The following is a 12,977-nucleotide window of genomic DNA, read 5'->3' on the forward strand; positions in this document are numbered from 1 at the left end:
TTTATCGAAACGAGAGTGTTAACCACTGTTTCGATAAATGATGTTTTTTAATAAAATAGTCTCAATATGTGTGTATCTTTTATATCTTTGCTGCACCTGTTTCATATAAATGACAGAAGTAATCATATAATTCAATAGAATAAAAGATGCCGTTAAACAACACAAATATTTCATCCAAAGATATACGGAGTAATTTCGATAAGATTTATGTGACGTACTATTTCCGTATGTATCGCTTTGCTAAGGAGTATGTTTTGTTTGATGAAGACGCTGAAAATATTGTACAGGATGTATTTCTGTTGTTATGGGAAAAACGGGATGTGCTGGATATCCAGGTGAGTTTGATGTCTTACCTGTTTAGTCTGGTGAAAAATAAATGTTTGGATCATATCAGACACCGATTGGTAGTAGAAGAATATCAACAGGAATTTAAGGCCAAACTATCTTCCCTCGAAGCCTTGAATTATACGTTAACCTCTGAAGAGGATATTGAACGTGTATTGATGGAGGCTATCAATAAATTGCCTGAACGCTGTCGGGAAATATTTCTAAAAAGCCGTATTGAAGGAAAGAAAAACCGAGAAATAGCTGAAGAACTAAATATCTCTGCCAGTACAGTGGAGAACCAAATGACCATTGCTTTGAAGAAACTCCGATTGGAATTAAAAGACTATCTGCCATTATTACTTTTTCTTATTACTGTTAAATAATATTTATTTCTTAAGAGGCTTTGGGGGAAAATAAATTCTTAAACGCTCTCCCTTATAAAAGCTGAAAAATGTATATTTTAATTACTAAATATTTCAATAAAGAGATAACGACAGAAGAAAAAGCAGAGCTATTCTCTTTGATGCAAACAGATAAGGAGTTGCATAAAGAGTTTGTGTCTATGCAGAATCTATCTGCTCTGTCGGCCTCATTGCCTGCTGAAGGCGATGAGATGAAAGCTGTCGGCAAACTTCTGCAATTTAAACAAGCTCATAAGAATGAGAAAAAGAAGTTTGTTCATCTCACCCGACATTTTGTGGGTTATGCTGCGGCTATTTGTCTGGCAGTTCTTTCAACTTGGACAATAATGAATTATCAACGCGATAATGCAATCGAAGAACAGCTTGCTTTTGAAGAATTCTCGACTCCTCCTGGCCAGCGTGCCCAGGTAAAATTGCATGATGGAACGGTTGTATGGTTGAATGCCCGTTCGCGGTTGCGTTATCCTAACCGATTTTCCGGTGCGGAACGAAAGGTGGAATTGGACGGAGAAGCTTTCTTTGAAGTTTTCCGTAATGAAGAAGCCCCGTTTGTCGTTTCTACGGAAAAACTGGATATAAAAGTACTGGGAACCAAGTTTAATGTTTTTGCCTATAAAGGAAAGAATGAATTTACAACTGCTTTGATTGAAGGTTCGGTGAAATTATATCAATCGGACAATGAATCGGTGGCCATGTACATGAGTCCGAATGATTATGCGGAACTGAAAGATGGAAGGTTGGTAAAAAGTAAGATCAGCAGTACTGACTTTTTATTATGGAAAGAAGGTATTTATGCTTTCGATGATATTCCTTTCGGTGAGATAATCAAAAAGCTGGAACTCTATTATGATATCACAATAGAAATAAGGAATAAGAAGCTGAATAATTACAAGTTTAGCGGTAAGTTTCGTCAAAGAGACGGTATAGAAAGCGTCCTGAAAACTTTACAGAAAATCTATAATTTCTCATACGTTAAGGATGAGGAGTTGAATACGATTACAATACGCTGAAGCAAAGAGAAAGAGTAAAATATATGTGTAACCTTTAAATCAGTAATAGCCTATGACGAATTGAGCTTTTTATATAAAAAGCGGTCGATGGATGTTCCCGCATCCATCGACCGCTGCTAACACTAAATAAATTAAGTATTAACAAGTAAACGAAGCAAAGTTATGAAAAAAGAACCGAAATTTCTAAGCATTATGAGAATTTCAGCCTTCCTCCTTTTCCTTTGCGTATTCTCTTCTTTTGCGGCAAAAACGAGTTCGCAAAATGCAAAAGTGAATATCAATGGAAGTAATTTAACGATCGGCAACTTGATCGATCAAATTGAAAAACAAACGGACTATCTGTTTGTATATAGTAAAAATGAAGTGAATATAAATGAGGCCATTTCTGTGAAAACCGGTAAAAAAGCGGTTTCGCAGTACCTGAAAGAAGTATTTGACGGTTCAAATGTCAGATACGCTTTTGAAAATGACTATATTATATTGACGAAGAATGCGATGCTTCCTGTCGTACAACAGGGTAAAAAAGTATCTGGTGTGGTTACGGATCAGTCTGGTGAACCGATTATTGGTGCAAATGTGATGGTGAAGGGTTCGACTAACGGAACTGTTACCGATATCGATGGTAACTATTCTTTGGATGTGACGACTGGTTCGACTCTGTCGATTTCTTACATAGGTTATCTGACAAAAGAGTTGCCTCTGGGAAATCAGTCTGTGATTAATGTTATATTGACTGAAGACACCCAGGCTTTGGATGAAGTGGTTGTAGTGGGATATGGTACTCAAAAGAAAGTAACTTTGACGGGAGCTGTTTCTGCTATTAAAAGTGATGATATCATTACTACCAAGAACGAAAATGCACAAAATATGCTGACGGGTAAGGTTCCCGGGGTACGTGTCGTTCAGAAATCTTCCGAACCGGGTTCTTTCAATAATACATTTGATATCCGTGGTATGGGGAATCCGTTGATCATCATTGATGGTGTGCCCCGTGATAATATGTCTCGCCTGGACGCAAATGATATCGAATCTTTGTCGGTTCTGAAAGATGCTTCTGCCGCTATCTATGGTGTACGTGCAGCAAACGGTGTTGTGCTGATTACAACAAAGAAAGGTAAAGAAGGATCTCTGGAACTGGAATATTCCGGAAATGTAGGCTGGCAGAATCCTACCGGCTCACCCAAAAGTGCTAGTGCTGCCGACTGGATGGTGTTGAAGAATGAAAAGGCTATGCATAATCTGGAAGGCGGTGTTCGTCCATATACGCAGGAACAAATTGATGCATACCGTAATGGCGACATGCAGGGGACAGATTGGTGGGATGCCTGTATGCGTACATTAGCACCTCAGACCCAGCATACGTTGAATGCTACAGGTGGTAATGAAAAGATAAACTTCTATATCAGTACAGGTTATTTGTACCAGGAATCATTCCTGAAAAGCAAGAGTTTGGATTACGACCGTTTCAATGTCCGTTCCAATATTACCAGTAAACTGACTGACCGCTTGACTGTCTCTCTGAATATGAGCGGTATTATGGATGAGAAAAACCAACCTTATCAGAATTCGGATTGGATTATCCGTGCTTTCCAGCGTGCTCCGGCTACGCAGCCGATCTACGCTAACAATAATCCGGAATATCTGATGAATGGATGGATTGAAGGTGATAACCCTGTGGCTATGATGGATGCAGACCAGGTCGGTTATAAAAAGTATAATAATAAATGGTTCCAGACTTCGGCAGATGCAACCTATGATGTCCCTTACATCGACGGACTGAAAGCGAAAGTGATGTTTAGTTATGATTATCAAATAGCAGACAACAGCCTTTATGAAAAGAGCTACAATCAGTATACCTATGATGAAGCTTCTGATACTTATATGGTTAATCCGCGTGTTGGAACAAGTAAGTTCCGTCGCGAGCATTATACGAAAGAGGCATTGCTTTATCAGGTAGCATTAAACTATAATCGTACTTTTGATGAAAAGCATAATGTTAGCGGTCTGGTTCTGTTGGAAGGAAGTAAGAGGAATGGCGACAACTTCTTTGCACAAAGAGAATTGTCACTTGCTTTAGACCAACTCTTTGCGGGTAACAGTGAAAACCAGGAAGCAAATATGAGTACAGGTTATGATGTCGATGATCCGGCAAGACGCGATTTATATAAAGAAGCTAACCTGGGTTTGGTAGGTAAGTTCGGATATGATTATATGTCTAAATACTTGGCCGAGTTTAGTTTTCGTTATGACGGTTCTTCCAAATTCGGAACAGGCGGACAATGGGGATTTTTCCCTTCTGCATCTGTCGGATGGCGTATTTCTGAAGAAAACTTCTGGAAAGAATCCAAACTCTCATTCGTCAGCAATGCAAAACTACGTGCTTCCTATGGTAAGATGGGAGACGATCGTGCTTCCAACTATCAGTTTGTAAACGGCTATCTATATCCGGGTAATGGCTTTGACGGTCAGAATTCAAGTGGTACTGTTTTTGATGGAACTTTTGTTTCCGGTGCTCAGAATAAAGGTATTACCAATCCGTATATTACATGGTATATTTCCAAAACATTGAACTTGGGTATTGATCTGGAAGCCTGGAACGGTCTGTTGGGTATCTCTGCTGATTACTTTACCCGTGACAGAACAGGCTTGCTTGCAACAAGAAACCTGAGTCTTCCCGGTGTTGTAGGCGCTGATCTGCCTCAGGAAAACTTGAATGGTGACTTTACACAGGGTGTAGAATTAGAACTTAGTCATAGAAACAGAGTAGGTGAAGTTGGTTACAATCTAAAAGGTATTTTCTCCTTCACACGTACAAAAACGACTTACCAGGAACGTGGTCGTGCCGGAAACTCGTATGAAAACTGGAGAAACAACGGAAACGATCGTTATAATGATATCAAATGGGGTAGAGGCGATGGCGGACGTTACGGTTCATACGATCAGATCCTGAATAGCCCGATTTATGCGGATAAGAATGTGCTGCCGGGTGATTATATTTATCTGGATTGGGATGGTGACGGACAGATCACTGACCATGACGTACATCCGATCGGATACAGCGGTCGTCCGATGATCAACTTCAGTTTGAATGTTGGTGCCGATTATAAAGGCTTCGATCTTAACCTGTTGTTCCAGGGAGCCGGTATGAGTTATGTAAGATATATTGAACAATTGCGTGAACCGATGTGGGGTAACGACCTGTCTAATGCACTGGATTATTTCATGGATAGATGGCATCCTGCCGATCCTACCGCAAACCCCTATGATCCTTCTACTTCATGGATATCCGGTAAGTATGGTTACACCGGATCGATTGCAGACGAGAATTCCCGTTTCAATTTCCACAATGCAAGTTATCTTCGTTTGAAGAGTGCGGAAATCGGTTATACAATGCCGCAAAGATGGATATCTAAAGTAGGTATTAAAAATCTCCGCCTATATGTGAATGCTTATAATTTGTTCACTATAAAAGGTGTAGAGATTGACCCGGAACATCCGGAAGATAGTTATGGCAATATGTATCCTCTGAACAGAACGTTCTCGGTAGGTGCAAATGTTAAATTTTAATCTATTCTAAAGTTATGAAAGTATCAAAATATATATTATTACTGGCGTTAGCTTGTGGTATGCCTTCATGTATGGATTTGGATATACCGCCTTTGAATATAGTTCAGAATGACGATATTTTTGCTTCGGAAAATGGGGTGAAGAGTTATTTGTCGAGATTATATAGTAATTCATTTATTGAAGACTTCCGCTATTCTCATACACGTGGATTTAATAATTCCTATGCTTTCCAGTCTACTTTCGGTATGACAGGTGAGGCTTTAAACCGTGATATTGGTGGAGCAGCTACCGAATCGAACCAGATATGGAACGATGCATACAAGCTGATCCGTGAGATTAATTATTTTCTGGAAACATTACCTAAATATGCTTCTAATTTCTCCCAGGATCAAGTAGATACATGGACGGGAGAGGCTTATTTCATGCGTGCTCTTACTTATCATGCATTGGCGAAACGTTATGGCGGTGTCCCTATTGTGAATAGAGTACTTAACTATCCGGATGAATCGGTTGAGGATATGAAGATTCAGCGTTCTTCAGAAGAAGCTGTTTATGATCAGATGGAAAAAGACTTCGACGAGGCTTATAGGTTATTACCGGAAAGCAATCAGAAAGGTCGTGCAAATAAGTATGTGGCTGCCGGTTTTAAGTCAAGAGCAATGTTGTTTGCCGGTTCCATCGCAAAGTACAATGAGGTCGATAAGAGAGACAATACTGATAATAGCATTCGCGTTTGCGGTGTCCCCAAAGAAAAAGCCAAAGAGTATTTTAAGAAGAGTTATGAAGCTGCTTTATTATTAAAAGGTAAATATTCTTTGTATAAAGATGGTTGGAAAGCTGACGACAAGGAAGCACAGTATCAGAACTATGTGGACATGTTCTTTGCAGAGAATAGCAGTGAGAATATTTTTATTCGTCAATACAGCTATCCTGAATCTGTACATGGGTATGATGCTTATAATATCCCGCGTCAGTTCCGTACAAATGGTTGGACAGCTTCGACAAGCCCTACATTAAGTTTTGTTGAAATGTTCGGAGGTTATCCTAAGAATGAGAAAGGCCAGATCGATGTATTGAATGCAGATGGAACTTATAAGCTGTTTGATAATACGATGGATCTTTTTGCAGAGGCTGAACCTCGTTTAAGGGCAATCGTTATCTTGCCGGGAGATGATTTGAAAGGCGAACAGGTTGAACTTTGGCGTGGTATTTATACCGGTGATGTAACAAATGGCATTCCCCGTTTACAAAAAGATGACGATCCTGCCGAGAAATATGAGAATGATACAAACTGCAAAAACCTATTCGTTAGTTCCCAGAGTGCGGATAACCAGACAGTTCATGTTTTGCCGAATGGTGAAAAGATGAATGCCAGTGGTAGAAGCGGAAGTTTCTTTAACTCGGGTGAAGGTGCTATTGCCGGTTTTGTAGTTCGTAAATGGATCAATCCGGATATGCCGGCCGAACTGGTGATGGAAAGACGTTCGGATCAGTCTTGGCTGGAACTGCGTTATGCAGAAATACTATTGAACCGTGCAGAAGCTGCTTACGAACTATATGAAGAAGGTGAAAGCGGTGTAGATTATCTGAAGGATGCCTACGAGTGTATCAATGAAGTTCGTGAACGGGCTGGTGCAACATTACTGACCAATAAGAATGAATTGACTAAAGAGGCAGTCCGCATAGAAAGACGTAAAGAACTCAGCTTCGAAAATAAAGTTTGGTGGGATATGAGGCGTTGGAGAACTGCTCATAAAGAACAAAACTCTACGCGTTACAGATCATTGTTTGCATTCTATGCTGAAAAAGCAAATAAATGGTTCTTTGATGCCAGACCGGACGATCAGAACAAACGCTTTACTTTCGACGAAAGATGGTATTACAACGAAGTGCCTAACGACGAAGTTACCAAGAGCGGTCTTACGCAGAATCCAGGTTATTAATTTAATATAGAGAAATAAGATGAAAAAGATAGTATATTATTTTTCAATGGCTCTGTTACTCCTGACGAGCAATGCATGTACTAAATTTGATAATTACGAAGAACCTAAAGAAACTATTAAAGGTGTTGTAATTGATAAGAATACACAGAAACCTGTACAGACGGAAGTCGGTGAAGGCGGTGTTCGCATTAAACTGATGGAGTACAGCTGGAGTGAAAGTCCTACACCTTACTACTTCGGTGGTATGCAGGAGGGTGATTTTAAGAATGAAAAGATCTTTGCCGGTGAATATGGTATTACTGTTATGGGAGCTTTCGTTCCGGTTCCTGAGGAAATACATCAGGTAAAAGGAACGTTGGATCTGAAGTTCGAGGTAGAGCCGTTCCTGAATGTTGATTGGGTAGGCGAACCTGTGATCAATGCAGATAAAACCGTAACAGTAAAGGCCACGATCAAACGGGGAACAACTAATCCGGAGTATCAGCAGAAAGTTTCGGATGTCCGTTTCTTCGTTGTTGCCGGAGCTCCTTATGTAGGTGAAAATAATAAAGACGACCGTTATTCTGTCTATATTGACGGTGATAATGCCAGTGCAATGTTAGGGACAACAGTAACACTGACAACCAAGACAGCTTTGCAGTCTGGCTTTACCTATCATTTCAGAGTCGGTGCCCGTATGGATAAGGAGATAGAAGGTAGCAGACGCTACAATTATACGGAAATGATAACCATTCAAATCCCATAAATAGACTAATGTAATTTTTTTAGGGCACCTTATCTGAATAATTCATACATTTAGGGTGCCCTTTTTATATCGAACAGTAAATTTTAAATCATGAAGACAAATGTAGAAAAACTAGTATTGAGTTGTATGGCCTTTTCCCTGTTAACCACCTCCTGCCTGACCGGGCAAAAGGGGACAGAAACAACTCCTGCCGAGCGACGGGAAAAAACCGCCTTTCAAACCGGACAACCCTGGAAACCGACTACCGATGTGCGGGCTGATGTTTCCATCGTTTATGGAGTGGGGGGGAACCCTTCCGAGAAACGTTCGGGATTAACTTTCGAACAACGCGTACAAAGCTGGCGTGATAAAGGCTACACTACCCATTTTATGACGGGCATTGCCTGGGGAGAATATCAGGATTATTTTACCGGCCAATGGGATGGCAAATGGCATCTGGATGAAGGACAGGTAACGATGAAAGGAGATACGATCTGGCATGGTCACATGGTTCCCTATATTGTCCCTTCGAAGAATTTCATCAAGTATATGCAGGAACAGCATATAAAGAGAGTGATAGATGCCGGTATCGATGCCATTTATTTGGAAGAACCGGAGTTCTGGGCCCGTGGCGGTTATAGTGATGCCTTTAAACGGGAGTGGAAAGAATATTACGGTTTCGACTGGCGTCCGCAGCATGAGTCGGCAGAGAATACCTACCTTTCCAATAAACTGAAATACCATCTGTATTACCGTGCATTGAACGAATGTTTTACCTATGCCAAGGAATACGGTAAAAGTAAAGGAATGGATGTCCGTTGTTATGTTCCCACCCATTCGCTGGTGAACTATTCGCAATGGCAGATCGTCAGCCCCGAAGCAAGCCTGGCCTCTCTGCCTTGTGTGGACGGGTATATCGCCCAGGTGTGGACAGGTACGTCGCGCGAACCGAACTATTTCAACGGAGTAGCGAAAGAACGTGTCTTTGAAACGGCTTTCCTTGAATATGGCTGTATGGAATCGATGACGGCTCCGACAGGCCGTAAGGTTTTTTTCCTGACCGACCCGATTGAGGACTGGCCTCGCGACTGGGCTGACTATAAGAAGAACTACCAGGCAACCTTCACCGCGAAGTTGTTGTATCCCAACAATAACAACTACGAAGTAATGCCCTGGCCGGATCGCATTTACGAAGGCCTGTACCGTACAAGTGCCAACAGCGAAGAAAAAGCACGCATCCCCCGTTTCTATTCCACACAGATGCAGGTGATGATCAATTCGCTGAATAATATGCCATTGTCCGACAATAAGGTTTCCGGTTCTTCCGGTATAAGCGTATTAATGGCCAACTCGTTGATGTTCCAGCGTGCCCCCCAGCCGGTTGCCGGTTATGATGACCCGCAGTTGTCTAACTTTTACGGACAGGCGTTGCCATTCCTGAAACGAGGGGTTCCCGTACATCTGCTGCATCTGGAAAATGTCTCTTATCCGGAAACCTGGAAGAACACGAAAGTATTGCTGATGACCTATTCCAATATGAAACCGTTGGAGAAGGAAACACATCAATATATTGCCGAATGGGTTAAGAACGGTGGCGTATTGGTTTACAGCACCCGCGATACCGATCCCTTCCAGTCGGTACAGGAGTGGTGGAACCAGGATACGGAAAAGTATAAAACACCCTCACAACACTTGTTCAGCCTGATGGGGATAGATAAAGATGCCAAAGAAGGTGAATATACTTACGGGAAAGGAACAGTCTGTATCATCCGCCAGGATCCGAAAGAATTTGTCTTGAAAGCGAATGCCGATAAAGAATATGTTGCTACGGTACAGCGCTTATTTGAAGAAAAAGCGAAAGCAGGAAATCTTCAGTATAAGAACTGCTTCTATCTGGAAAGAGGCTTTTATGACCTGGTAGCCGTGCTGGATGAAGGCATGATCAGCAATGAACCATATACCGTGAAAGGGAAGTTGATCGACCTCTTCGATCCCGAACTACCGGTACTAAACGAAAAGACCGTTCAACCGGGCGAACAGGCTTTCCTTGTCAATATCGGCCGTGTGCCGGATCAGGACAAGCCGCAGGTACTTTGTGGAGCAGCTCGTGTGTATGAAGAAAAAGCCGGTAAAAAGGCCTATTCCTTTATTGCCAAAAGCCCGGTTAATACCACCAATGTGATGCGCGTGTTATTGCCGGAGAAACCGGAAAAAGTCTCTGTGTCAGATACAAACGGCCAGGCTCTCGCTGGAGCGGTATCGGAATGGGACGAAGCAAGTAAAACCTGTTTGCTTAAGTTCGAGAACGATCCGGCAGGTATCTCTGTTTCCTTTGTTTGGTAACCATGCCAGCTACATACTGCCTGACTACCGTCTACATACGTACGTGGCCATCTCCTACATACGTAAGTGGTTGGCATACATATACGTATGTGACGATCTTCTTTCTGAATAAGTGATAACGCCTTTTCTCCCCGCATGGGGAGGAAAGGCGTTATCACTTATTCAGAAGTAGTCGCCTGCAATTAATTTAAATTGTGTACTTCTGCTATAAAAATCTGGTTATCTTTGTACTGATAATAATCAATGAGTATAATTAGTTATTCAACCAAATAAAAACTAAATCATGAAAAGAAAAAGTGTATGGGTTTTCGCTTTGGCCGCTATGCTGGCCTGTGTCGGGAAACCTGCTATGGCCGCTTCCGGGAATGAAGCATTCGATCCGGTAGAGTATGCAATGCCCCTGATGGGAACTCAATCTTCTTTTGAGTTGTCAACAGGAAATACATATCCTGCCATCGCCCGTCCGTGGGGTATGAACTTCTGGACTCCCCAGACGGGAAAGATGGGAGACGGATGGCAGTATGTATATACTGCGAATAAGATCAGAGGGTTCAAGCAAACCCACCAGCCCAGCCCGTGGATCAACGATTACGGACAGTTTGCCATCATGCCGGTAGTAGGTGCTCCTGAGTTCGACCAGGACAAGCGTGCCAGCTGGTTCTCGCATAAGAGCGAAGTGGTAAAACCTTATTACTATAAAGCATACCTGGCCGACCACGATGTGATCACAGAGTTGACTCCGACCGACCGTGCCGCCCTGTTCCGTTTCACTTTCCCCGAAAACGACCATTCTTACATCGTAGTCGATGCACTCGATAATGGCTCATATATTAAGGTGATACCGGAAGAAAACAAGATCATCGGTTATTCTACAAAGAATAGCGGAGGTGTTCCTGAAAACTTCAAGAACTATTTCATCATAGAATTTGACAAACCTTTCACTTACGAAGCTACTTTTGCCGATAACTCTTTGAAAGAAGGGGCAAAGGAACAGACCGACAAGCATGTGGGAGCCGTAATCGGTTTCAAGACAAAGAAAGGCGAGATCGTCCATGCCAAAGTAGCCTCTTCCTTTATCAGCTTCGACCAGGCTGCCGTAAATATGAAGGAACTGGGTAACGATTCTTTCGAAACACTGGTGACAAAAGGCAAACAAGCCTGGAACGACGTGTTGGGTAAGATCGAGGTGGAAGGAGGTACGCTGGATCAGTATCGTACGTTCTATTCCTGTATGTACCGCGCCCTGCTTTTCCCGCGTAAATTCTATGAAATCGACGCAGCAGGCAATGTAGTTCATTACAGCCCGTACAACGGCGAAGTACTGCCCGGTTATATGTTTACCGATACTGGTTTCTGGGATACTTTCCGTGCCCTGTTCCCGTTCCTGAACCTGATGTTCCCGTCTATGAACAAGGAAATGCAGGAAGGATTGATCAATACATATAAAGAAAGCGGCTTCTTCCCCGAATGGGCAAGTCCGGGCCACCGTGGTTGCATGGTAGGTAACAACTCGGCTTCCGTTCTGGTAGATGCCTATATGAAAGGAGTGAAAGTGGACGATCTGGAAACCATGTATAAAGGCCTGATCCACGGAACAGAAAACGTACATCCTACCGTTTCGTCTACCGGCCGTTTGGGACACGAATACTACAACAAGTTGGGTTATGTACCTTACGATGTGAAGATACATGAAAATGCAGCCCGTACGCTCGAATATGCTTACAACGACTGGTGTATCTACCAGATCGCAAAAGAGCTGGGACGTCCGAAGAAAGAGCTCGAACTGTATGCCAAACGTGCCATGAACTATAAGAACCTCTACGATAAAGAATCCAAATTGATGCGTGGAAAGAATGCCGACGGTACGTTCCAGTCACCGTTCTCTCCGCTGAAATGGGGGGATGCCTTTACGGAAGGTAACAGCTGGCATTATACCTGGTCTGTGTTCCATGATCCGCAGGGATTGATCGACCTGATGGGCGGTAAGGACTCTTTCGTTATGATGCTCGACTCTGTATTTGCCGTTCCGCCATTGTTCGACGACAGCTACTACGGACAGGTGATCCACGAAATCCGCGAAATGCAGATCATGAACATGGGTAACTATGCACACGGTAACCAGCCGATCCAGCATATGATCTACATGTACAACTATGCCGGAGAACCTTGGAAAGCGCAGTACTGGGTACGCGATGTAATGAATAAAATGTACACTCCGACCCCCGACGGCTATTGCGGTGACGAGGACAACGGCCAGACTTCAGCCTGGTATGTATTCTCAGCCCTCGGTTTCTATCCGGTAGCTCCGGGAACGACACAGTATGTGCTGGGTGCTCCGCTGTTCAAGAAAGCGACCTTGCATTTCGAAAACGGAAAGAACCTGGTGATCAATGCCCCTGAAAACAGCGACAAGAATATCTATATCGAGTCGATGTCGTTCAATGGCGTGAACTACACCAAGAACTATCTCGACCATAACGAACTGCTGAAAGGCGGCGTGCTCGATATCAAGATGGGTGACAAGCCTAACCTCAGCAGAGGCGTTAATCCGGAAGATCTTCCTTATTCCTTCTCTGTCAACGACGAGAACTTTAAGAAACTGGTTCCGGCCGCTAAGTCAAAAAAGAAATAAACATACAGG

At 42.7% G+C, this 12,977-nt stretch carries 7 protein-coding genes; all 7 read left to right on the forward strand.

Annotated features, from left to right (window positions below):
• Positions 1-146 precede the first annotated feature (146 nt).
• The 7 genes from HMPREF1212_RS07985 to HMPREF1212_RS08015 all read left to right on the forward strand — a co-directional run bounded on the left by HMPREF1212_RS07985 (position 147) and on the right by HMPREF1212_RS08015 (position 12,968).
• Entirely contained in the window at positions 147-710 is a 564-nt protein-coding gene (locus HMPREF1212_RS07985) for an RNA polymerase sigma-70 factor (RefSeq protein ID WP_044191921.1), read from the forward strand.
• 68 nt (positions 711-778) lie between these two features.
• Complete coding sequence (locus tag HMPREF1212_RS07990) at positions 779-1,759, forward strand: FecR family protein (protein ID WP_046149005.1); 981 nt, start codon at positions 779-781, stop codon at positions 1,757-1,759.
• A gap of 162 nt (positions 1,760-1,921) precedes the next feature.
• Positions 1,922-5,326, forward strand: coding sequence for a TonB-dependent receptor (locus tag HMPREF1212_RS07995; protein ID WP_082099849.1), 3,405 nt, complete (start codon positions 1,922-1,924; stop codon positions 5,324-5,326).
• 14 nt (positions 5,327-5,340) lie between these two features.
• A complete protein-coding gene (locus tag HMPREF1212_RS08000) occupies positions 5,341-7,269 on the forward strand; it encodes a RagB/SusD family nutrient uptake outer membrane protein (RefSeq protein WP_046149006.1) in 1,929 nt (642 codons plus the stop codon).
• A 19-nt stretch (positions 7,270-7,288) separates the two neighbouring features.
• On the forward strand, positions 7,289-8,014 hold the full coding sequence (locus HMPREF1212_RS08005; RefSeq protein WP_046149007.1) for a DUF3823 domain-containing protein: 726 nt from the start codon (positions 7,289-7,291) through the stop codon (positions 8,012-8,014).
• A gap of 90 nt (positions 8,015-8,104) precedes the next feature.
• Positions 8,105-10,336, forward strand: coding sequence for a hypothetical protein (locus tag HMPREF1212_RS08010; protein WP_046149008.1), 2,232 nt, complete (start codon positions 8,105-8,107; stop codon positions 10,334-10,336).
• Positions 10,337-10,619: 283 nt separating this feature from the next.
• Entirely contained in the window at positions 10,620-12,968 is a 2,349-nt protein-coding gene (locus tag HMPREF1212_RS08015; protein ID WP_046149009.1) for a GH92 family glycosyl hydrolase, read from the forward strand.
• Positions 12,969-12,977: the final 9 nt, after the last annotated feature.

It is taken from the genome of Parabacteroides sp. HGS0025 (genome assembly GCF_000969845.1).
Lineage (GTDB): Bacteria > Bacteroidota > Bacteroidia > Bacteroidales > Tannerellaceae > Parabacteroides > Parabacteroides gordonii.

Excerpts from the sequence above, each read along its gene's own strand:
- HMPREF1212_RS07985 (WP_044191921.1), top strand. The coding sequence starts at position 147 with ATGCCGTTAAACAACACAAATATTTCATCCAAAGATATACGGAGTAAT.
- HMPREF1212_RS07990 (WP_046149005.1), top strand. The coding sequence starts at position 779 with ATGTATATTTTAATTACTAAATATTTCAATAAAGAGATAACGACAGAA.
- HMPREF1212_RS07995 (WP_082099849.1), top strand. The coding sequence starts at position 1,922 with ATGAAAAAAGAACCGAAATTTCTAAGCATTATGAGAATTTCAGCCTTC.
- HMPREF1212_RS08000 (WP_046149006.1), top strand. The coding sequence starts at position 5,341 with ATGAAAGTATCAAAATATATATTATTACTGGCGTTAGCTTGTGGTATG.
- HMPREF1212_RS08005 (WP_046149007.1), top strand. The coding sequence starts at position 7,289 with ATGAAAAAGATAGTATATTATTTTTCAATGGCTCTGTTACTCCTGACG.
- HMPREF1212_RS08010 (WP_046149008.1), top strand. The coding sequence starts at position 8,105 with ATGAAGACAAATGTAGAAAAACTAGTATTGAGTTGTATGGCCTTTTCC.
- HMPREF1212_RS08015 (WP_046149009.1), top strand. The coding sequence starts at position 10,620 with ATGAAAAGAAAAAGTGTATGGGTTTTCGCTTTGGCCGCTATGCTGGCC.